Raw genomic sequence first — 20,434 nt, 5'->3', positions numbered from 1 at the left:
GTGCATGCACCCCGCGGCATCCGCTCGTTTCGCGTGCCTCGTGCGCCCACCCGGCTAACGTGGGGTCATGCCCATCGAAGAAGTCCACGGAACTCGCATCCACCGGCTCGACATCGACGGCCCCGCGATCGCGACCGACGACGATGCCTCAGACCTCGTCGGCGGCGCCTGGTCGAATCAGGCGACGCTCATCGCGATTCCCGTCGAGCGGCTCGACGAGCGGTTCTTCGACCTCTCGAGCGGTTTCGCCGGCGAGTTGCTCGGCAAGCTCGGCACGTATCGACTCCGGGTCGCGGTGATCGGCGACGTCTCGGAGCACACCGCCGCCAGCGACTCCTTCGACGCCTTCGTCTGGGAGGCGAATCGCGGCGGCGACGCCTGGTTCGTGCCCGACCTCGCGGCACTCGACGCGAAGCTCGCACGCGGCGCTCACGCCTGAGGCACAGCGCCGCCGTACGCGCTCCGGCGGTCGGGCGCGCCCGATTCGGCCTGTACCGTGAATGCAAGCACACGCCATCCGACCACGATGGCAGCCTCACCCGGCCGGGGACACGATCGAGACGGCCACGTCGTTCCGCCGTTCCCGTACCGAGGTCTTCATGCACACATCCGTCCGACTGCCCAGCCCCTCCCGACGCGTCGGCGGCATGACTCGCTCGCCGGTGCGCGATCTGCTCGCGCTGACCGAGCACCCCGACGTCATCTCGTTCGCCGGCGGCCTGCCCGCCCCCGACCTCTTCGACCTCGTCGGGCTCCGACGCTCGTTCGAGACGGCGCTGGCCGATCCCGCCCGCCTGCAGTACTCGACGAGCGAGGGCAACCCGGCGCTCCGCGAGTTCATCGCCGATCGATACTCCGCCCAGGGCCTGCCGACGACACGCGACGAGATCCTCATCACGACCGGGTCGCAGCAGGCGCTCAGCCTGCTCGCGCTCTCGCTGCTCGACCCCGGCGACACGGTGCTCGTCGAGCGCCCGAGCTACCTCGCCGCCCTGCAGGCCTTCACCATGGCAGGGGCGCGCATCGTGAGCGTGCCGATGAGGGCCGGGGGCATCGATCTCGACGCGCTCGGCCGTGCGGCCGAACAGCACCACCCGAAGCTGCTGTACACCGTGCCGACGTTCCAGAACCCGACGGGCACGAGCCTCGACCGCGCGACGCGCGAGGGCGTCACCGGGCTCGCCGCCACCCACGGCTTTCGCGTCGTCGAAGACGAGCCCTACCGCGAGCTGCGCTACTCGGGCGAGCCGCTGCCGTACCTCGCCGCCCACTCCCCCGACCACGTGATCACGGTCGGCAGCTTCTCGAAGGTGCTCGCCCCTGGCCTGCGCCTCGGGTGGCTCCGCACTCGCCCAGACATCCACTCCACCGTCGTCGTGGCGAAGCAGGCCGCCGACCTGCACACCTCGACCGTCGATCAAGCCGCCGCCGCGCTGTACGTGACGGGCGGCGGCCTCGAGACGTCGCTCAGCCGGATCCGCGCCGCCTACGGCGAGCGCCGCGACGCGATGCTCGCGGCCCTGCCGCAGACGCTTCCGGCGGGAAGCACGTGGAGCACCCCGCACGGCGGGATGTTCGTGTGGGCGACGATGCCGCCCGGGCACGACACCGCGCACCGGCTCGCAGACGCCATCGAGGAGCGCGTCGCGTTCGTGCCGGGTGCGCCGTTCTACTCCGATCGGCCCGATGCCGCCACGATGCGGCTCTCGTTCACGACCTACGACCCGGCCACGATCCGCGAGGGGCTCGGCCGGCTGGAGCGGTCGTTCGCGCGGGCCCGACCCGGCAGACGATAGTGTCCGAGGGGCGGAGGGACGAGGCATCCACGCTGAAGGGGGATCGATGAGTCAGACCGACACGATCGTGATCGGTGCCGGTGTGGCCGGGCTGACCGCCGCTCGCCTGCTGGCGCGGGCGGGCCGCCGCGTCGTCGTGCTCGAGGCCCGCGACCGGGTGGGCGGCCGGGTCTGCACCGACCGCAGCGACGGGCACGTCACCGACCTCGGCGCATCTTGGATCCACGGCGTCACCGGCAGCCCGGTCGCGGCCGCCGCCGCGGCGTTCGGCATGCCGACGATGGAGTTCACGGTCGGCGGGTACCAGCCCGACGGCCGACCGATCGCGTACTACGGCACCGACGGCGAACGGCTTTCGGATGTCGCGGCGCAGCGTTTCGCCGATGACGTTCGCACGGTCGACGCCGCCCTCGTCGACGTCGTCGCGGCCTCCGCACCCGATGCCTCGTACCGCGACGTGACCGAGGCGGCGCTCGCCCGCCAGGGCTGGGCCGCCGAGCGCACCCAGCGCGTGCGCGAGTTCGTGGAGCACCGCTCGGAGGAGCAGTACGGGGCCTGGATCGAGGATCTCGCCGCGCACGGCCTCGACGACGACGCGATCGACGGCGACGAGGTCGTCTTCCCCGACGGCTACGACCGGCTGCCCGAGCGACTCGCCGTGGGGCTCGACATCCGTCTCGAACACGTCGTCACCCACGTGCGGTGGGCTGCAGCCGACGCTGGTGCCGGTGCCGGCACAGACGCCCCGCCAGACGCCGGCGTCACCGTCACGACCGACCGCGGTACGTTCACGGCCGACGCCGCCGTGGTGACGGTGCCGGTCGGCGTACTTCGCTCACGCGACTTCGTCATCGAGCCGCCGCTGCCCGAACCCGCCGCGGGTGCCCTGAGCCGGCTCGCGATGAACGCGTTCGAGAAGGTCTTCCTGCGGTTTCCGACGAAGTTCTGGGACGACGGCGTCTACGCGATCCGACAGCAGGGGCCCGAGGGCCGCTGGTGGCACTCCTGGTACGACCTCACGCCACTGCACGGCACCCCCACGCTGCTCACCTTCGCCGCCGGCCCGGCGGCCGAGGCGACGCGCGGTTGGGGCGACGAGCAGGTCGTCGAGTCGGTGCTCGCACAGCTGCGCCGGCTCTACGGCGAGCGAGTGCAGCAGCCGAGCGGCGTGCACATCACCGCCTGGCAGGATGACCCGTTCGCACGCGGCTCGTACGCCTACATGACGATCGGCTCGACGACGGCCGACCACGACGATCTCGCGACGCCGGTCGGCGGAGTGCTGCACCTGGCCGGCGAGGCGACGTGGACCGACGACCCTGCGACCGTGGTCGCCGCGCTGTGCTCGGGGCACCGGGCCGCGTCGAGGATCGTGCGCCGCGACATCCCGATCGCCGAGGTCTGGGCTCAGGCGTAGCCTCGCCGCAGCAGCATGCTCGCGGCGCGGTCGAAATCGTGCACGCTCGGAATCTCGTAGTCGAGCGCGTTGGCGTTGCGGGTGATGACGGCGAAGACCGCGCCGACCGCCGCCACGTCCTCGAGATCCTGCCGACTGAGGCCCGCGGCGAGCGCCGCCTGAGCATCTGCGGCCGACAACTCGTCGGGGTTCCTGGTCAGGCATTCGAGGAACACGAGCGCCGCCGCGAGCCGTTCCGAGATCGGCGCCGTGCGGTGGTCGGCCAGCACGGCGTCGGCGAGGCCGGGGTCCATGCCCTTGACGGCGATCGCACGGTGGGCGGGCCCCGCGAACTTCCGGTCGTAGAAGGCGACCCGCGCGGCGTCGGGCAGACGACACCCCGCGAACCGGGAGATCATGCGGATCAGCAGGCGGCTGCGCACGCCGTCGCCCGCCGCCCGGCGAACCTCCTCGACCTGACGATCCGTGACCGTGTACGACGCGCGTCCGACCTGCTCTGCGAGCGCCGCCTACGGCTCGGTGATGCTCGCGACACCGCCCGCCCCGAGGCTCATCGCGCCCTCGCGCAGTGCCGGGTCGATCACGCCCGTCTCGAGAACCCGGCGACGCAACCGCGCTGCAAGGCCTGTGTGCGTTTTCTCCACGCCGATGCCTCTGCTCAGGCGGCCCCGTTCGCTCACTGCATCCCGTCGAACAGCGCGGCGTATCGTGCGAGGTAGAGCGGCCAGCCCTCATCGCCGGCGACGCCGTCGCTGACGGCGATCCAACTGGGACCGTGCCGTTCGATGCCCCGGTGTTCCAGCACGACGTGCGTGCGGCTGGCCGACTCGGCGACGAATCGAACCTCGACCTCACTCGTCTTCTCGACATCGCCTTCGAGCTGCCAGGTGGGCCCGATGTCCCAGCTGAAGACGACACGCCCCGGCGGCTCGTACGCGAGAACCCGCGCCCAGCGGCACTCGCTGCCGTCGATGCCGCGGTCGTAGATGTGCCCGCCCACACGCGGCTCGAAGATCGTCTCGGCGATCGGCACATCGAGCAGATTGTGCTCTCGCGGTTTGAAGTCGCCGAAGCGCTCGGTGAACACGGCGAATGCGCGTTCGATCGGCGCCTCCACGACGATCTCCTGCCGCACGACCGGTGCCAGTGTCTCAGTCATCGTTCATTCCCCTTCCTGCTCGACGACGCCCTTGTACGCCACGAGTGCGCGATTCCAGTAGGTGTCGAGCTGATCGCGCATTGCGATCACGCCGGCCGGTTCGAGTCGGTAGATCCGGCGTGTGCCGGCCGCCTGCTCGGTCACGAGCCCCGCGAGCTTGAGCACCTTGAGGTGTTGCGACACGGCCGGCCGACTGACCGGAAGCAGATCGGCGAGCTCGGCGACGGCCCGCGGCCGCTCGGCGAGGCGCTCGACGATCGCGCGGCGCGTTCGATCGCCCAGCGCATCCCACGCTGCATCCGTTCGGTAAGTGCTCACGAACGGTAAGTTACGCCTTACGGTCGGGATGGTCAAGCCCTCTACCGATTCGAGGGGCGTCATTCGGCGACGGTGTCACCGTGCCGATGCGTGACCCGCCACTGGCCGCCCTCACGCCGATACACCTGCGTCGCCCGCAAGGTGTACGTGCGGGGCTGCCCGTCGACCGAGACCGAGGTGTGCTCCAAGGCCGCGGTGTACGCCATGTCGCCGGCCACGTCGAACGCCACGAGCTCGACCGTCGACGACGTGCAGTCCGAGAAGCTGGCGGCGAGATATGTGAAGAGCTCATCGATCTCGGCCTGCCCGGTCGCGTTGCGCCAGGCGCCGAGCACGCTCACCGGCTCAGCGCGCGACCACAGGGCACGCCGAGGGCCCGGATCACCGTTGTGGAGGGCGAGTTCCGCGTCGAAGAGCGGGCCGCGGAACCACGCCAGGAAGTCGTCACGGTCGGTCATGACCCCAGTATCGACCCGGAGGGAGGGCGAGAACAGCCCCGGGGCCGACGGTCATCGAGCGCGTCGGACCAATCACCGGCCGACGTTGGGCAAATGATCTACCACGCGTTCGTCGCCGACGAGCTGGGTACCGCACTCCCCGTGGTCGGTGAAACCGCACGGTCGGCGCAGATCCGGCGCGTCCGCCCGCTCGAGCAGACGGCATGCCCGAGGCTCAGCGGACGTTCGCCTGCACGGCGTCGACGATCGGCGTTGTACCTTGATCGAGTTCGAGAATCTGCCGGCGGATCCGAGGCTCGTGGAGTAGTTCCGCCAAGGTAGCGGCGACGTCTTCGCGTGCGATCTCGTCGTACATCTGCGCGGGCCCGAGCGAGATTCTTCCGATTCCCGCACGATCGACGAGCATCGACGGTCGAAGAATGATCCAATCGAGATCGCTCTCGCTGACGGCGATGTCGACGAGCTTCTTCACCGCGAAGTAGAACTCCTCATCGTCGTCGCCGTTTGACCCGGCGCGACATCGATGCCGTCGAGCATGGATGCGAGAGACTCGACGGTCGCGTCTGCGAGCGCACCGACACGCGCATGATCCTCCCTAGCACGTGTTGCCAAGCTTGCCCCGGGGTCGAGAGCTTCGCGTCGGTAGAAGTCCCTGACGCGCCTGTGGTGCGGTGCGGGTCAGCGGAGAGGAAGCTCCCGGAGTTGCCGTCGGGAGGTGATGCCCAGCTTTCGGAAGATATTGCGCAGGTGAGCTTCGATCGTGCGCGGACTGAGGAAGAGCTGCTCGCCGACTTCACGGGAGGTCGCCCCGGTCGCGACCAATCGTGCGATGTGCAGCTCGTGAGATGTGAGCGCGTCAGCAGGCTGTGCGAGCCGCTTGCGCGGATGCTCCCCTGTGGCGACCAGTTCGCGGGCGGCACGCGCGGCGAATGCCTCGGCGCCCATCTCGGACAGGAGTTCATGAGCGGTTCGCAGCTGCTCGCGGGCATCCTGGCGCCGCCCCTCGCGGCGTAGCCACTCTCCGTACACGAGGTGCGTGCGCGCAAGTTGGGTGGTCATGCGAGACCGCGCCAGCTGCTCGATCGCCTCTCGATAGTGTTCCTCGGCATCGGATCCGATGCTGGTCAACGCACGTGCCCTCGCCGCAAGTCCCAGCGCCCACGGAGTACCACTGGCGACGGCGCGAGAGCAAAGCTCGTCGAACGCATCGACCGCGCTCTCCGGCTGACCGGAACGCCAGGCGGCCTCGATGAGCTCGGAGTGGGCGAGGTTGCTGTGCCTCAGCTCGTCGGATTCGAAAGCCGCCGCCGCGGCCACCTGACTTGCCCGATAGTCGCCCGCACCGTTGTGCAGCACGGCCAACCCGTATTGTGTCAGCGAGACTTCGGTGCTGTGCCCGAGAACGGTGGACTCCTGAACGATCGCTGCGTGGATCTCGGCGGTGTCGTGCGAGCTGCCGCGCCAGGCGCTCAGGATGAGTTGGGCGTGCAGCAACGGTACCGTCCGGGTCACCGACGCGATCATCGTCTGCTCGGCTGCCCGCGTGAACTCGCCGAAGAGCACCAGCATGACCGACTCGACGAGCAGTGCTGTCGGGAGCGCGGACATCGCTCCCGCCTCGCGCGCCAGCCGGGTGTGCCGCGAGGCAAGATCGTGTGCCAAACCGTCGTCGAAGACCGCCATCGCCGTCCGGGCGACGAGCCACCCCCACCGGCGCAGGTCGACATCGCTCGCGGCATCTGTGTCGGGCTCGTCACTGCAGAAGGCCATCAACGCCCTCCGCAGCCCGGGAAGGCCGGACACGTACCCCTCTGTGAACGTCGTCACGAGACCATCGAGCAGCAGATCCGCCGGTCGCGGCGACCCCGGCGAGGCGGGCGCGGCGCGTGCGGCTTCGGCGACCTGCCGCACCCCGGTGCCATCACGGCCGGTGACGATCGCCGCGTCCAGCGCATCAAGGTAGGTCTCTCGAGATAGCGCCGGGTCCAGCGGGGCAAGACTCCTGGCTGCGTCCAGCAGCATTTCCAGCGCCCCGCCTCCTCGCGCCCGGTGGAACGAGATCCGCGCGCGCAGCAGCGCCATCTTCGCCTGCTGAAGCGCATCGAGCGGGCCTGTTGCAGCGAGCGAGAGCAACTCCGATGCGGCCTCGGACGCGCCCGCCTCGTACGTGGCGAACGCGGCTTCCAGCTCCCGGCTCGCCCGCGCGGAAGGATCGGGAGTGAGCCGCGCGGCATGCTCGATGAACGCCGCCGACGCTGCCAACCCGCCGCGAGAGCGCGCGCGGCCGGCCGCGCGCACCAGCTCCGCGGCTGCGTCTTCATCGACGCCCAGCACGGCTTGCGCGCGGTGCCACGCACGTCGGTCGGGATCGATATCCGGATCGGTGGCGGCGGCCAGTGCGTCGTGTGCACGACGCTGGTCGACTGGCGTCGCATCCCGGTAGACCGCCGAGCGCACGAGCGGATGTCGGAACCTCACTCGACTGTCGATCTCGAGCAGTCCGGCAGCTTCGGCGGGGCCGGCCGCGCTTCCAGCGATCCCCAGTCGGGCAGCCGCGCGCCACAGTAGGGCGACATCGCCGGTGGGTTCGGCGGCCGCGACGAGCAGCAGCAGGCGTGTGTCCAAGGGCAGGCTGACCGAGCGGCGGCTGAAGCTCTCTTCGACGCGGTGCGGAACGTTCAGGGAGTGGGGCAGCTCGAACCCGCCCGCCAGCTGCGCCGCCTGGGCGCTCAACGGAAGCTCCAGAAGCGCGAGCGGGTTACCGCCAGACTCGGCGACGATACGCTCACGCACACTGTCGTCCAGCGGCACGGCGAGTGCCGAGACCAGCAGTGCCCGCGCGTCGGCCGTATCCAGTCCGCGCAGGTGCAACTCCGGCAACCTGGTCAGCGCAGTCCGCTCCGAGTCGACACGGTTGCGATCCTGCTGCTCCCGATCGGGGTCGCGAACGGCGAACAGGAGTGCGATTCGCTCGGCCCCCAGCCGTCGCGACACAAAGGCGAGAACCTGGCCCGAAGCCTCATCGAGCCATTGCGCATCGTCGATGAGGCACAGCAGCGGTCCGACCTCGGCGACTTCGGCCAGCAGGTTCAGAGTGGCCAGACCCACCAGGAAGCGGTCCGGAACCTCACCGTGCTGTTGCCCGAACGCCACGCCCAGAGCGGTCTGCTGCGGATCAGGTAAGGCCCCGACGTGTTCCAGAAGCGGGGCACACAACTGGTGCAGGCCTGCGTAAGCGAACTGCGTCTCGGACTCCGCCCCCACCGACGACTCGACTCGGAACCCGGATGCCTCAGCCACGCCACGCCCGTACTCGAGCAGTGCAGTCTTGCCGATGCCGGCCTCGCCGTGCATCAGAAGCGCCCCGCTCTGCCCGCCATGCGCCTTGGAAAGGAGCATCTCGATCGCTTCGCGCTCGGTGCGCCTTCCCACCAGACCCACCAATGCGGCTCCCCTCAGAACACGGCGGCACCACCCGTACTACGCAAGTATCACCGATGCGAACACCGCGTGCCAGGACTCGCCGGTTTCGCCCTCGCAACAAGGACCGAGTGACTTCTACCGACGCGAAGGGCCTGCCGGCGGTGCAAGCCTGACGGTACGGCGGAAAGGGAGACGACCGACCGCCGACCATCTCTACCCCGCAGAAGGAGCCTCCAACATGGGATACGTCACCGTCGGCATCGAGAACAGCTCGCCGATCGACCTCTACTACGAGGATCAGGGCACGGGTCAGACCGTCGTGCTCATCCACGGCTATCCACTGGACGGGCAAAGCTGGGAGCGTCAGACGCGCGAATTGCTCGCCGCCGGATACCGCGTCATCACCTACGACCGTCGTGGATTCGGCCGGTCTTCGAAGGTCGGGTTCGGTTATGACTACGACACGTTCGCCGCTGACCTGGACATCGTGCTGACGACCCTCGATCTCCGTGACGTCATCGTCGTCGGGTTCTCGATGGGCACCGGTGAACTCGCCCGGTACTGCTCACGGCACGGACACGAGCGAGTCGCGAAGTTCGCGTTCCTCGCTTCGCTCGAACCCTTCCTCGTGGCGCAGGACGACAACCCCGATGGCCTTCCGCGAGAGGTCTTCGACGGGATCGAGGCCGCGGCAAGAGACGATCGGTTCGCCTGGTTCAGCAGGTTCTTCTCCGACTTCTACAACCTCGACGAGAACCTCGGCAGTCGCATCAGCCTCGAGACGGTTACTGCGAGCTGGAACGTCGCGACATCGAGTGCTCCCGTCGCAGCGCATGCCGTCGTCTCCTCGTGGATCGAGGACTTCCGCGCTGATGTCGACGCAATCCGCACGAGCGGCAAGCCGACCCTGATCCTGCACGGCACAGCCGACAGGATCCTCCCCATCGGCGCAACAGCCCGCCGCTTTCGCCAGGCGTTGCCGGAAGCACGGTACGTCGAGATCGAAGGCGCGCCGCACGGATTGCTTTGGACGCACGCCGACGACGTCAACGCGGCCCTTCTCGCCTTCCTCGGCGATGACGGTGGCACCGCAGCCCACGACGAAGTCGCGACGGCCACGGCCCACTGAGCGCTGAGGAATCAGCTGCGAAGGAGATACCCATGGCCTGGAGCACACGACAGCTCGCCGATCTGGCGGGGACGACCGCGAACACGATCCGGCACTATCACCGGCTCGGCTTGTTGGACGAACCCGAACGCCGGTACAACGGCTACAAGCAGTACGGGGTGCGTCACCTGGTGCGCTTGTTGCGCATTCGGCGACTGGCCGATCTCGGGGTGCCGCTCTCGAAGATCGGACCTGTCGGCGCCGGCGATGAGGGCATGCCCGATGCGTTGCGGGAACTCGACATGCGGCTGGCGGCGAGCATCGAACGCCTGGAGCAGGCTCGGGCCGAGATTGCCGCGATCCTGCGCGACAACGCCCCAGCCGATGCACCGGCGGGGTTCGCGTCCGTCGCATCCCACCTCTCGGATTCGGACAGCTCGCTCGTCCACGTCTACACGCAGCTCTACGATGACGATGCATTGGCGGATCTGCGGCACATGGTCGAGGTGGACGCCGATAGCGATGCGCTCGGGGACGAGATCAGGGCACTCCCAGCGGATGCAGACGAGGAAATCCGACGGCGGCTCGCAGAACGACTCGCGCCGGCCCTCGCGCAGAACATGATCGACTACCCGTGGATTTCGGATCCAGCCGAGCGCCTGTCGAAGAGTGAGCGCGTGACGCGAGAGACGTTCATCGAGGCGATCGTGGAGCTGTACAACCCCGCCCAGATCGACGTGCTCGCTCGCGCCGGCCTCCTCGCACGCGCCGAGGTGCACCCAGGCGATACCACGAGCGATGACTTCGAGCCGACGCTGCAGCAATGCGCGACTTGACCCTGTGCCGAGAACACGGTTTCTACTAGGGCTGACTTGAGAACCGCTCGAGTCCGACACGCACCACCAGAAGGGAATCCCGCATCATGAACTTCCTCCAAGAACTCATCAGCGCCTTCCAAGATCTCGTCGCCCAAGTGCCCGCGATCATCCAGCCGCTCATCGTGATGCTCGCCGGAGCTGTGCCCGCCATCGAGGGAGACATCGCGGCTGTCATCGGCATCGTCAGCGGCCTCAATCCGATCGTCGCGGCGATCGCCGGAGCTGCAGGAAACTTTCTCGCCGTGCTCCTCACCGTCCTTCTCACCTCGCGGGCGCGTGACGCCGTCGTGAACCGCAAGGCACGCGCCAAAGCGGCTGTGGGAATCGCAGGGTCGTCGGAATTCGGCAACGACGAAAGTCTCGTCGCACCAGAGACGACGCCGCCCGCCAAGCCTGAATCGAAGAGCCGCCAGGAGGGCCGTCAGCGACTCAACAGGTGGTTCGTCCGCTTCGGCGTTCCGGGAGCGAGTCTCCTCGGCCCGTTGGCGCTCCCCACCCAGGTCACCTCCGCGATCCTCGTCGCGGGCGGCTCACCACGAGCCTGGGTTCTGCTCTGGCAGGCCGCGTCCATCGTGATCTGGACTGCCGTTTCCACCGTCTCGGCCTGGCTCGCGCTCATGGTCGTCTTCCTGGTGTGAACCACCCGACAGGCGCGCCCGTCGGGTGCGCGAACCCGCGACATCCCGCAATCGCCATGATCCGAAAAGAGACACCACGATGACTGCGCCACAGGGCGATTCTCGCCCGGCCTTCTCGAACACGTCGGACGGACGAGCAGCAGTGGGAACGCCGCTGCTCGCGGAGGACCTGCTCCTGCTCCTGTTCCAACCCGACTCGGGATCGATCGCCGGCGAGGGCACCCTCTTCTACGTGCTCGCAGGGGCGGTGCTCGCTGACCTCGGGCTCGGCGAGCATGTCCGCACCGGCACCGGGCTGACCGGGACGATGAAGGTGCAGGCCGTTGCCGAGAACCCACCAGCGGATCACCTTCTTCGCACCAGCTGGGACCACGTCGTTGAACGGTCTCGGGGACTCCAGACCGTGCTCGCCGCCTTGGGGCCGCCCCTGCGTGAACCGCTGCTCGAACGTCTCGTAGAGCGCGGAGACATCCACCGAGTCGCGCGCAAGGTGCTCGGCCTGTTCAACACCTCCGTCCTCGAAGTGGGCGACAGCGGCCGCCGGGACGGCCTTCTCGCCGATGTCCGTGCCGTACTCGTCGACGGGTCGGAGGCGACGCCCCGCGTCGCGTCGCGTCGCTCGCGGCCCTCCTGTATGCAAGCGGGACGCTTCCGCAGTTCTACCGCGACATCCCGTGGACCTCTGCGGTGATCGCGCGAGCCGAGGATCTCAAGGCCGGGAATTGGGGCGCCGACGCTGCGTCGAACGCTGTGGCGCGCACCGTGACCACGACGATCATCAACAGCGTCGTCTCCGCGGCGAGCGCTCCGCTACGGGGATAGCTCGATGAGGCATGACCTGCGGGAGCCCACCGCGAAGCCAACGCCGCCCGTCCGAATCGGTACTAGAGATCCGCGACCGGATGGGGGGCACTCGGGGTTGGCCTCTGCTGCGGCGCGCCGAGTTCGAGGCCGTTCGGACGAATCACGAACTTGCGGCTTCACCACCACGACGGCGATGCCATCTCCGGTATACGCCGCGCGTGACCATCAGGGCGAGTCCGAGCGTGTCGACTGGAATGCCGACCGGTGCGAGACCGCCGGCACCGATGTTGGCGTCCAAGGCCGTCGGGTCTCGAATGAGCGCCGCGCTCCCGAGCATGACCCGCCCGAACCACGCACACGTTCTTGCCAACGAGCCCCGATGAGCCCACTTCAGGCATAAAGAAGGCCCGGCAGATCTTGCGCCGATCCACCGGGGCTTTTCCGTCGGGCTACTGGTGGGCTGCGCTCGCTCATGGGTGGATGTGATGGGTACACGATGGGAATTCCGGCATCCAGGATCACTGTCCGGTCAAGCATCCAGGATCACTGTCCGGTCATCGGAGCGCAGTGGTAGAACGGCGGGATGCACAAGATTCTCACGTTCCCTGATCAGCTGCGGCTGATCGACGAACGGTCGACCGCCTTCCGCGCTGCGGTCGCCGCGGCACCCAGCCTCGACGTTCAGATGCCGACCCATCCCGAGCGGACGCTGTTCGATCACGTACAACACGTCGGCATGGGTCGCCGCAAGACAGCCGCCATCATCACCGCCGGGCCCGCGGACGCCCCGCCGGAGGAATCCGCATGGGGAGGCGGCACGGGTGCGCCTCGAGAGCGCGAGGCACTCCTGGCCTGGTGGACCGAGTCCGTCGAACACCTGCAGGGCGTGCTGCGCGAAGCCGGCCCGGATCGCGGCTGCTGGACATGGTGGGAGGACTCGCCGTCACCGCAGACCTCCGGAGCATGGGCGCGGCGTCAGCTCCACGAGATCGCGGTGCACACCTACGACGTCCAGCTCACCGTGGGTGCCCCGCAGCCGATACCGGAGAAGATCGCCCTCGACGGTTTCGACGACTGCCAGTTCACCCTCTGCGCGACGACGGTCGCCTGGCCGCACGAGCCCGCCATCGTCGATTACCACGCCACCGAGGGCCGCTCCTGGCGCCTCCGGCTCTCCCCCGACGGCGCACAGGTCGCCCGCCTCACGCCCGCTGCCGGCGAAGAACTTGACACGGCCGACGCCTCCGCACGAGGCACGGCCAGCGACCTGGTCCTGTTCTTCTACGGCCGCATACCGCTGGATTCGCTGACGTTCGAAGGCGACCGTCGCCCCTTCGATCAACTCGCTGCCTGGGACCCGTCCGTGTGACAATCCGGACGGAAATCAAGCTTAGATACTCTAAGATTGATTTAATTCAGATTCCGTCCAACTCAGGAGGCCGCGATGCCGACCTTCATCGAACGACTCTGGGATCCCGATGACTTCGGTCAGCTCGGCCGCAAAGATCGTGCTCCCGGCCGCTACCGCGCCTTCGTCCCCGACGAACTGGGTGCCGCGCTCCCCGTGCTCAGTGAAGACGCGCGGTCGGCGGCCGAGGACGCCCTGGCGGTGCTGGCGCGCGCCGACGAGCGAATCGGGCTTCGCGGCGCCTACCTGAATCACCTGTTGATCCGGTCGGAGAGCATCTCGTCATCGTGGATCGAGGGCAACCGCATCAGCCCGAAGCGCCTGGCGATCGCCGAAGCGCTCCGCGAGGGCTCTCGGGTCGCGCTCGACGTGATCGGCAACGTGCGCGCGACTGAAGCCGCCATCGCCGCACTCGCCGACCGCTCCTCGACCATCACCGTCGCCGACATCGAGGCTCTGCAGCACACCATCGAGCCGACGCTCGAGCTCGGGTTGCGCACCGAACAGAACTGGGTCGGCGGCCCCGGCTGGAGCCCACTGCGGGCCGAGTTCATCCCACCGCCCGAAACCGAGGTGCCGCGGCTGGTCACCGACCTCGCGCGCTTCGTGACCGAGACGACCGGCAACCCGGTCGTGCGCGCTGCGATCGCCCACGCACAGTTCGAGACGATCCACCCATTCATCGACGGCAACGGCCGCACCGGACGCGCACTCATCCACACGGTGCTGCACCGGGCCGACGCGCTGCGAAACATCCTCATCCCCATCAGCACGGTCTTCGCCGGCGACACGAGCGCGTACATCGCCGGTCTCACCGCGTTCCGCGCCGACCCGCCACAACTCGACGACTGGGTCATCGCATTCGCCCAGGCCACCGAGCGCGCCGCGGGCAACGCAGTGCGACTGTCTGCCGACGTCGCGGTGCTCGATGAACGCACGCGCGAGGAGCTGATCGCCTACCGCCGGGCCCAGGGCCAGACTCCTGCGGTCCCGCGACGTGGCGCCGTCATCGGCCGAATCCTCGACGGGCTCGCAACAGATCCCGTCCTCACCGTCGAGTCCGCCGCCCAGCAGCACGGCGTGTCGACGACCGCGGCGCACAACGCCCTGGTCGAACTGGCCGATGCCGGCATCCTCGGCCGCACGAAAGACCAGCGCGGACGACTCATCTGCTGGACCGCGGACCGTTACCTCGCGCTCGTCGCCCTCACCGAACGCAGCAACCGCGTCGGAGCCGGGGACACCGCCGGACGCAAGCCGAAGCAGGGGCCGCCGCCACCCGAGATCGGTCAGTTCGGTCGTTTGCAGACGCCTCCGCACGGCGGAGGCAGCGTCACCTGACGAAGGGCCGAATCCACCGGCCAGGTGCAAGCCGATGGACTTCAGAGAATCTATACATTTGCACGAGATCCTGCACTCAGATCGCAGCGAGCAGTGTGCTCGTCAGCGGCTGCGCTGTTCAGTGCTGCCTTGTTTCAGCACCGTGTCCACGACCAGCGCAGCTGAAACTACGAGGGTAAGCAAGCGGCCTTCCAATTGTCGGTACATCTCGAGGACTTAGTTGTCTGCCTTGGTGACGTTCTCCTTGCTGAATCCTGCCAAGGTCGAGCATGAAATCACCACAAGCGTCGCACTCGCGGCCCAACCACCCGAGTCAACCGAAGCTGCAGCAGACCCAACACCGCGGACCGGATCGTCTCCTTCGGGAGAAGCAGCCGCATCAGATCCGGTGATGCGTCGGTCAGGGTTTCACGCGTATCGCATGCGAGGAGGTGGCCCCGAAGGCAAGCCTTCTCAGTTGTGTGGGATGGTGTCTTCGTGACTGCACAGGCTGCGCTTAGGACTGCGCTACGCGAGGTGCTCGGGCCGAACGCACGGGACCATGGTTACAGGGGCTCGGCACCGACGTGGCGCAAGTCGAACTCGGTTGGCGACTGGATGGTGGTGAATGTCCAGTCGTCGTCGTCGAGCAACTCAGATGCCCTGAAGTGTGTGATCAACATCGCGGCCGCTCCCGAGCCGTGGTTGCGCTGGCAGCGATTCCGACTCGGGTCGAACATGCCCAAGTCCATCGCCGAATTCCTCGGGCTCTACCGGGACAGGCTCCACCCCACTGGAACCCCTGTCGACCAAGACGGTTGGTGGGAAATCAAGGACCAGGTCTCCGCGACAGATGTTGTTGCCGACATGGTGACGCGATTGGAGGCGTCGGGCTGGGCTCTCCTCGAGTCACTCTTGGCTCGGGACAGGATGCTGGAACGGGTACGGCGTGGCGATCTCGGCTTCGCCAAAGGGGAACACTTCAGAGAGCACTTCGCGGCGGCTGAAGCGCTGCTATTGATGGATCAGGGTCCCAGTGATGCTTTGGACGCGTGCCTGACCGGCTTCGGAAACGACGTGACGTCAGCACAGCGCGCGAACCCGGAGAAGTTCGATAACTGGGTCAGAGCACAGGCGCAGCAATCTGCGCCTTGACGCCGCGGCGTACGTCGAAAGTGGTGAGTTTTCGATGGGAGGATCAAGTCTCTCAACCTCAGAAGTCCCGGAAACCCTTGAGTTTCGGGCTGACAGGATTTGAACCTTCGACCCCTTGAAGGATTCAGGCGTCTGCCAGTCGCCTCCGAAAATCTCCGAAAACCCGCGGACTCCCTTGTGTTTACTGGGAACCGGGCAGTTCGCTGCCTCCGATTCTACCCGGTCGGTTGGGGACCCTCACGGGTCAATCTGATGGGTAAATGATGGGAATGACGGCCCATGAGTAGCCGCTGCCTGACTCGGATTCACGCGCAGTCCAGGCAAATGGGTCAGGCAATGCGAAGGTCGCGATCGATTGCCTGACCTAGGTGACCGATTCCGCTCTTCCGTCACCACTGTCACCTGGCTGCGACGTTGAGTTCCACGGCCTCAGCCACGAGCGCCTTGACCGCCGCTTCGTCCACGCGGTCTCCATCGAAATAGTCGATGGCTCGGACGACTTTGCTGTCCAGCCGGGTGTTGAAGAGATCGCTGCTTTCCATGCGGGCACCCCTCGCGAACGTCAGCCTTACAGCGCTCTTGAGCACATCGACGAAACAGACGTCTCCGTCATGCGTCCAAAACGGAACTCCCTCCGGTTTGGAGGGCTTCTTGTACTTGACCACCTCGACGGCAGCCGGATCGGCGGCCATGATCGCAGCTCGAAGCGCGACGAGCGCGTCCTGTTTCCAGCCGCTCTGCTGCGCGATGATGTCGTCGATCTGCTCGGAATCGGACTTGTCACTCATGCGCGAATACTTGCGAAGAGAGATGGCGAAGTCAACAGCCGAAGTCGGTCGCTAACGCGCGTGGCAGGATCCCTCACCGACGGACCGCGTCGGCCATGTGTGGAGATCGGCGTACTGCATCCCTGCGATGGACTCGGCGCCGATATTGACGGGCGGCCGGCGACGGTTTCGCCGGGTGAGCACCGCAGGCCGGTCCCCCACCGGCGCTCGCGTTCTACATCAGCGCCTAAGCGACAACCAGCCGCCCGAGACTCCCCCTATGATCCGCCCGCGAGGATGTCCCGGGGACGGTGCTCTGAACCGCGATCGTCCTCAGCGCCCTCGGTGCCGCCGGTCGCGCTCGGAGGCATCCAGGATGGCACGGTTCAACTCGGTGATCGCGCGCACGACGGGCGCCCACTTTCCGTCCAGCCGTAGTGCGCCCGATCGAACCAAGCCACTCAGAGCGGACAGGACATTTGTGACCGCACGGGGCGATGCGCAGACGCGCCGCAAGCACTCGATGATGTCGTGGCCCTCGTCGACGGTGGAGATGGTCTCAACCGTTTCCACGGCAATGCGCTCAACAACTCGGATTTGAAACGTCTCCGGCTTCCGGGCCCGCCTGTCGTCGTAGGCCGCCTTGCGGCATCCGGGCCTGCAATAGACGCGTGGACGCCCGGTGGTCGCAGGCGCTGGCAGCGGCGCTCCGCACCGGATGCACTGGGTCGGCAGGATCCGCCGGATCGTGGTTTTCTGCCGGATGCTCATACTCCGAAGGTGCGCCAAGCCGCCCTGTTTCGTCACCGACGAAACAGCGAACGCCTCGATCTGCAAGAGGCGTGGGATCACTCGGGTTCGGGACGGAGGGTCAGCGATCGACGCGGAGAACCCGGAGGACGTGTGTCGGCTGTTGCGTTCGAGGCACCTTGACCGGGCAGTATCGCGGGCGGGTCATATGGGAATGGGTGGTCGAAGGAGGCCACGCCCTCGCCGCCCGCTGAGAAAGAGCCGACGGTTTCGGTCGACGACCGGTTTGCGGGCGCGGAATCAGACCGTACCGGACGGCTCAACGCCGGCCTGCGCTGCCCACTTCTCGGCTGCGCGGAGGTACGAAGGAAGGTCGCCTCGGGAGGCCAATTGGAGAACGTCCCAGAACGTCCCCATTACAGTCTCGTCGTCCATCCCATCCAGCCATGTGGCGAACGTCCGCCGCGATTCCGGTCCGAACTGGCCAACCATCATCTCCAGAATGTTGACGCGGAGTTGTTCGCCACCGATGCGATTCTGCATGCGCTTGGCAGCCGACGTTTCACGGGCTGACCGCCATGCTGCGTCTGTGCTGTCATACCCGACGGTGATGTCGAGCGCTGGCGGGATGGGTGGGAGGTCGGTCTCGCCCGCGATGAGGATGGGGAGCGCTTGCCGCCGCACCCAGTCGGCGATCTCCCCTGCTTCTCGCATGAGCGTTTGCCACTCTCCGGTGTGCGGGCGCTGCACTGCTACCTCGGGCCATACCGACAACAGCTCGTGCGTACCAATAGGCACGGCAGCCAGTACGTCGCCGACCTCCGCGACATCGCGTTCGCCCGGGGGCCTGCTCGTCATCTTTGAGTCGAGATCGAACCGCGCAACCCGCGTTAAGGCAACAGTCGGCTCTCGATGCTTCGCGAAGTTCGTGTGCTCAGCGAGCAGACGAAGCGGGTGATGGTGGTGGTCTTGGCGTTGGAACGGCTGCAGGCGCAGAACGCGCTCGTAGATGTCATCGCCGGGCGCGAACAGCCCCAACGAAAGGCGGTGTTTGTTCTTCGCCCATTGCTCAAACTTCTCGGGTTTGTCGAATGCTGGGATCTCGAGCGCTCGTGACTCATCTAGGGTGAGCGGGCGGTTGAGCCGGTGCCGCACTTCAGCGAACAGGGCGTGCTCGATGGAGTTGCGCGCCTGATTCAGGGCGTCGGCGAACAGGCGGGCCGCGGCTTCCGGCAGCGGTCGGATTCCTGCGAGCACCACCTGTTCCTCGGTTTCAGTGAAGCGCCGAGCGAGCTGCACCGGCTCATCGCGCTGATAGCGCTCCAAGGCGGCGGAGAGGTTGTTGATTAAGCCGTCAATGTGCGCGGAGGTGAAGAAGGCGTGCTCCTGGTGTTCGGGAAGCCACGAGCCGACCATTGGCGTCGCCACGCTCAGCCCAGCCCGCGCACGGTCAGAAGCTCACGCGCCCTCAGAGTCGAACGCTCCATGGAGTCATACTGGCCCAGAAACCGGTGCAATGAGTGATCCGCTGTGGGCGCTGCATGACTCGACCCTGGTTGACCGTAGCCGGTCGCTACGCAATCCCGCAGAAGGATCGTCTGCGCGCCGATCGGCGACCTCAGCAGCTCGGTTCTGGGACGTCTTCTCTGTGAGGTCCAAAGCTGGAGTCGACCTGGCTGAACTCTCGGAAGTAGGTCGGCGCATCCGGGTCGCCCGCCATGAACTGGAGGTATGTCGAACCTGTCGCACTTTCCACAGCGTCCGCGAGGAGGGTTATCGGCTGCCCGCTGTCGCAGGTGAATTCCACCCGGATGTTCGAGCTGGCATCCCATGTTCCTTCACCGGAGAGCAACGGCGGGAGACCGAGGTCGTAGGAACCGAATCCGACCTCCCAAGCCGCCGCCGACGGAACACCACTCACGAATGCGGACCCATCGGATCGTAGGTCGATCGTGGCCGTCCCCTCAGACGATTCGTTCTTCCAAGTGCCGGTCAGCTCGTTCCCAGAGGCCGAGACTGGTGAGCGTCCGAAAGCGAAGTTGTAGGCGCCGCCTGCAAGAACGATGAGCAGTCCGGCGAGAGTCCATATTCCGACGGTCTTGAGGACCTGCGCCGCACCTCGCTTGCGAGCGCGATTGATTGTCCAGATCACCAGGAAGATCACCGTTCCAGTCATCATGATCAGGAAGAGGACGATGAACGGCGCCACGAACATTCACGCAGGATATCGTCTGGCGACGTGCCGACGTAGACGGCACCTTCCGTATGGACGCACAGCACGGAACACGATTCGCGCCGAGCGATCGGCTTGAGGAATTGAAGCGACAGTAGTGGCTGGGAGGAAGCTCTGTGGTGAGCGGGTTCATCCGTGCAGTGCCGCGGTGGGCGCGGCAGTGTGCGGTCTGACGGATGTCGCGGCGAACAGGCCGCCCAGACCTGCCAGCATGATCGCGAAACTGACGAGTGTGATGCCGTCGACGCCGGTGGCGGCGCCGACTCCGCTCAGCACGGTGCCGACGATGAACAGCCCGGCCGCCCACGCGCTCAGGCGAAGCCATTCGACCGCGACGACCGCCAGGCCGATGAAGAACAGCGCGGGTCCGACCCATAGGAAGGGCACGGCGACCTGCGGTGCATCAAGTGCGGCACTGAGGGCGTCGTCGAGCATCGGCTCGGCGGGCAGCGTCCACAGCAGGAGGTCGATCGCGACCATTCCGCCGAAGCCGACGGCGCCGATCACGACGAGGGAACGTGTGATCCGGCCGAGCCGGCCGTATCCGAAGCCTGAGATGCTGAGCGCACCGCCCACTGCGCCGATGAGGATGAGCCAGTGCGCCCAGTCAATGGGCTGTTGGGCGTTGATGAAGTCGCGCCCGAACGAGAGCAGCAGCTGCCCGACCCCCATCGCCGCGAGCGAGACTGCCAAGAAAAGGACTAAGTTCCTCGTGCGCGTGAACTGTTCCATGGCCCGAAGCTATCGCCGGTATCACGACGAGGCTGTGGAGGTGGCCCCCGAGCTCACAGGGGGCTTGCCC

At 67.1% G+C, this 20,434-nt stretch carries 23 protein-coding genes; 11 read left to right on the top strand and 12 right to left on the bottom strand.

Going from position 1 to position 20,434, the window contains the following annotated elements:
• Window positions 1-67 precede the first annotated feature (67 nt).
• The 3 genes from ACWGST_RS15245 (at window position 68) to ACWGST_RS15235 (ending at window position 3,213) form a co-directional block, all read left to right on the top strand.
• A complete protein-coding gene (locus ACWGST_RS15245) occupies window positions 68-439 on the top strand; it encodes a DUF4180 domain-containing protein (RefSeq protein WP_452047514.1) in 372 nt (123 codons plus the stop codon).
• Window positions 440-647: 208 nt separating this feature from the next.
• Complete coding sequence (locus ACWGST_RS15240) at window positions 648-1,796, top strand: aminotransferase-like domain-containing protein (protein WP_452047513.1); 1,149 nt, start codon at window positions 648-650, stop codon at window positions 1,794-1,796.
• A gap of 46 nt (window positions 1,797-1,842) precedes the next feature.
• Entirely contained in the window at window positions 1,843-3,213 is a 1,371-nt protein-coding gene (locus tag ACWGST_RS15235) for a flavin monoamine oxidase family protein (RefSeq protein WP_452047512.1), read from the top strand.
• Here the strand turns inward: ACWGST_RS15235 and ACWGST_RS15230 are convergent.
• From ACWGST_RS15230 to ACWGST_RS15200, 7 genes are all read right to left on the bottom strand, one after another.
• Window positions 3,204-3,611 carry a hypothetical protein gene (locus tag ACWGST_RS15230; protein WP_452047511.1) on the bottom strand — a complete coding sequence of 136 codons (408 nt, stop codon included), beginning with the start codon at window positions 3,609-3,611 and terminating at the stop codon, window positions 3,204-3,206. The two genes, ACWGST_RS15235 and ACWGST_RS15230, sit on opposite strands and share 10 nt — an antisense overlap.
• Before the next feature lie 111 nt (window positions 3,612-3,722).
• Window positions 3,723-3,857: a hypothetical protein gene (locus ACWGST_RS15225; RefSeq protein ID WP_452047510.1), complete on the bottom strand. Its 135-nt coding sequence runs from the start codon at window positions 3,855-3,857 to the stop codon at window positions 3,723-3,725.
• Between the two features lie 32 nt (window positions 3,858-3,889).
• Window positions 3,890-4,372 (bottom strand): SRPBCC family protein, encoded by a 483-nt coding sequence (locus tag ACWGST_RS15220; RefSeq protein ID WP_452047509.1) that lies wholly within the window; start codon window positions 4,370-4,372, stop codon window positions 3,890-3,892.
• 3 nt (window positions 4,373-4,375) lie between these two features.
• The gene (locus ACWGST_RS15215) at window positions 4,376-4,690 is read right to left on the bottom strand and encodes an ArsR/SmtB family transcription factor (RefSeq protein ID WP_452047508.1); all 315 of its coding nucleotides are present in this window, start codon (window positions 4,688-4,690) and stop codon (window positions 4,376-4,378) included.
• Window positions 4,691-4,749: 59 nt separating this feature from the next.
• The gene (locus ACWGST_RS15210; RefSeq protein ID WP_452047507.1) at window positions 4,750-5,148 is read right to left on the bottom strand and encodes a nuclear transport factor 2 family protein; all 399 of its coding nucleotides are present in this window, start codon (window positions 5,146-5,148) and stop codon (window positions 4,750-4,752) included.
• 214 nt (window positions 5,149-5,362) lie between these two features.
• On the bottom strand, window positions 5,363-5,689 hold the full coding sequence (locus ACWGST_RS15205) for an NAD(P)H-binding protein (RefSeq protein ID WP_452047516.1): 327 nt from the start codon (window positions 5,687-5,689) through the stop codon (window positions 5,363-5,365).
• A gap of 137 nt (window positions 5,690-5,826) precedes the next feature.
• On the bottom strand, window positions 5,827-8,580 hold the full coding sequence (locus tag ACWGST_RS15200) for an ATP-binding protein (RefSeq protein ID WP_452047506.1): 2,754 nt from the start codon (window positions 8,578-8,580) through the stop codon (window positions 5,827-5,829).
• Window positions 8,581-8,809: 229 nt separating this feature from the next.
• Here ACWGST_RS15200 and ACWGST_RS15195 point away from each other — a divergent pair, with 229 nt between their 5' ends.
• The 8 genes from ACWGST_RS15195 (at window position 8,810) to ACWGST_RS15160 (ending at window position 15,882) form a co-directional block, all read left to right on the top strand.
• On the top strand, window positions 8,810-9,700 hold the full coding sequence (locus ACWGST_RS15195; protein ID WP_452047505.1) for an alpha/beta fold hydrolase: 891 nt from the start codon (window positions 8,810-8,812) through the stop codon (window positions 9,698-9,700).
• 32 nt (window positions 9,701-9,732) lie between these two features.
• Entirely contained in the window at window positions 9,733-10,515 is a 783-nt protein-coding gene (locus ACWGST_RS15190) for a MerR family transcriptional regulator (RefSeq protein WP_452047504.1), read from the top strand.
• A 137-nt stretch (window positions 10,516-10,652) separates the two neighbouring features.
• Complete coding sequence (locus tag ACWGST_RS15185) at window positions 10,653-11,195, top strand: small multidrug efflux protein (protein WP_452047503.1); 543 nt, start codon at window positions 10,653-10,655, stop codon at window positions 11,193-11,195.
• Window positions 11,196-11,274: 79 nt separating this feature from the next.
• Complete coding sequence (locus tag ACWGST_RS15180; protein ID WP_452047502.1) at window positions 11,275-11,886, top strand: GOLPH3/VPS74 family protein; 612 nt, start codon at window positions 11,275-11,277, stop codon at window positions 11,884-11,886.
• A complete protein-coding gene (locus ACWGST_RS15175) occupies window positions 11,826-12,017 on the top strand; it encodes a hypothetical protein (RefSeq protein WP_452047515.1) in 192 nt (63 codons plus the stop codon). Before ACWGST_RS15180 ends, ACWGST_RS15175 begins: the two co-directional genes overlap by 61 nt.
• Before the next feature lie 565 nt (window positions 12,018-12,582).
• On the top strand, window positions 12,583-13,368 hold the full coding sequence (locus tag ACWGST_RS15170) for a maleylpyruvate isomerase N-terminal domain-containing protein (protein WP_452047501.1): 786 nt from the start codon (window positions 12,583-12,585) through the stop codon (window positions 13,366-13,368).
• Window positions 13,369-13,443: 75 nt separating this feature from the next.
• Window positions 13,444-14,748, top strand: a complete 1,305-nt coding sequence (locus ACWGST_RS15165; protein ID WP_452047500.1) for a Fic family protein — start codon at window positions 13,444-13,446, stop codon at window positions 14,746-14,748.
• 477 nt (window positions 14,749-15,225) lie between these two features.
• A complete protein-coding gene (locus ACWGST_RS15160) occupies window positions 15,226-15,882 on the top strand; it encodes a DUF4304 domain-containing protein (RefSeq protein WP_452047499.1) in 657 nt (218 codons plus the stop codon).
• A gap of 398 nt (window positions 15,883-16,280) precedes the next feature.
• On the opposite strand, the gene ACWGST_RS15155 is transcribed toward ACWGST_RS15160, so the two are convergent.
• From ACWGST_RS15155 to ACWGST_RS15135, 5 genes are all read right to left on the bottom strand, one after another.
• Window positions 16,281-16,670: a DUF1801 domain-containing protein gene (locus ACWGST_RS15155; protein WP_452047498.1), complete on the bottom strand. Its 390-nt coding sequence runs from the start codon at window positions 16,668-16,670 to the stop codon at window positions 16,281-16,283.
• A gap of 312 nt (window positions 16,671-16,982) precedes the next feature.
• Window positions 16,983-17,420, bottom strand: a complete 438-nt coding sequence (locus ACWGST_RS15150; RefSeq protein WP_452047497.1) for a hypothetical protein — start codon at window positions 17,418-17,420, stop codon at window positions 16,983-16,985.
• Window positions 17,421-17,699: 279 nt separating this feature from the next.
• Window positions 17,700-18,815 (bottom strand): hypothetical protein, encoded by a 1,116-nt coding sequence (locus tag ACWGST_RS15145; RefSeq protein ID WP_452047496.1) that lies wholly within the window; start codon window positions 18,813-18,815, stop codon window positions 17,700-17,702.
• A 202-nt stretch (window positions 18,816-19,017) separates the two neighbouring features.
• Window positions 19,018-19,614, bottom strand: a complete 597-nt coding sequence (locus ACWGST_RS15140) for a hypothetical protein (protein WP_452047495.1) — start codon at window positions 19,612-19,614, stop codon at window positions 19,018-19,020.
• A gap of 147 nt (window positions 19,615-19,761) precedes the next feature.
• Window positions 19,762-20,325 (bottom strand): hypothetical protein, encoded by a 564-nt coding sequence (locus ACWGST_RS15135; RefSeq protein WP_452047494.1) that lies wholly within the window; start codon window positions 20,323-20,325, stop codon window positions 19,762-19,764.
• Window positions 20,326-20,434: the final 109 nt, after the last annotated feature.

It is taken from the genome of Agromyces sp. NPDC055520 (assembly GCF_053619715.1).
Note: the sequence above shows the minus strand (reverse complement) of the source record. Positions and strands in the feature narration are given on the sequence as shown.

Excerpts from the sequence above, each read along its gene's own strand:
- ACWGST_RS15180 (WP_452047502.1), top strand. The coding sequence starts at position 11,275 with ATGACTGCGCCACAGGGCGATTCTCGCCCGGCCTTCTCGAACACGTCG.
- ACWGST_RS15190 (WP_452047504.1), top strand. The coding sequence starts at position 9,733 with ATGGCCTGGAGCACACGACAGCTCGCCGATCTGGCGGGGACGACCGCG.
- ACWGST_RS15220 (WP_452047509.1), bottom strand. The coding sequence starts at position 4,372 with ATGACTGAGACACTGGCACCGGTCGTGCGGCAGGAGATCGTCGTGGAG.
- ACWGST_RS15140 (WP_452047495.1), bottom strand. The coding sequence starts at position 19,614 with ATGTTCGTGGCGCCGTTCATCGTCCTCTTCCTGATCATGATGACTGGA.
- ACWGST_RS15145 (WP_452047496.1), bottom strand. The coding sequence starts at position 18,815 with ATGGTCGGCTCGTGGCTTCCCGAACACCAGGAGCACGCCTTCTTCACC.
- ACWGST_RS15245 (WP_452047514.1), top strand. The coding sequence starts at position 68 with ATGCCCATCGAAGAAGTCCACGGAACTCGCATCCACCGGCTCGACATC.
- ACWGST_RS15230 (WP_452047511.1), bottom strand. The coding sequence starts at position 3,611 with ATGATCTCCCGGTTCGCGGGGTGTCGTCTGCCCGACGCCGCGCGGGTC.
- ACWGST_RS15165 (WP_452047500.1), top strand. The coding sequence starts at position 13,444 with ATGCCGACCTTCATCGAACGACTCTGGGATCCCGATGACTTCGGTCAG.
- ACWGST_RS15150 (WP_452047497.1), bottom strand. The coding sequence starts at position 17,420 with ATGAGCATCCGGCAGAAAACCACGATCCGGCGGATCCTGCCGACCCAG.
- ACWGST_RS15155 (WP_452047498.1), bottom strand. The coding sequence starts at position 16,670 with ATGAGTGACAAGTCCGATTCCGAGCAGATCGACGACATCATCGCGCAG.
- ACWGST_RS15195 (WP_452047505.1), top strand. The coding sequence starts at position 8,810 with ATGGGATACGTCACCGTCGGCATCGAGAACAGCTCGCCGATCGACCTC.
- ACWGST_RS15210 (WP_452047507.1), bottom strand. The coding sequence starts at position 5,148 with ATGACCGACCGTGACGACTTCCTGGCGTGGTTCCGCGGCCCGCTCTTC.
- ACWGST_RS15240 (WP_452047513.1), top strand. The coding sequence starts at position 648 with ATGACTCGCTCGCCGGTGCGCGATCTGCTCGCGCTGACCGAGCACCCC.
- ACWGST_RS15235 (WP_452047512.1), top strand. The coding sequence starts at position 1,843 with ATGAGTCAGACCGACACGATCGTGATCGGTGCCGGTGTGGCCGGGCTG.
- ACWGST_RS15170 (WP_452047501.1), top strand. The coding sequence starts at position 12,583 with ATGCACAAGATTCTCACGTTCCCTGATCAGCTGCGGCTGATCGACGAA.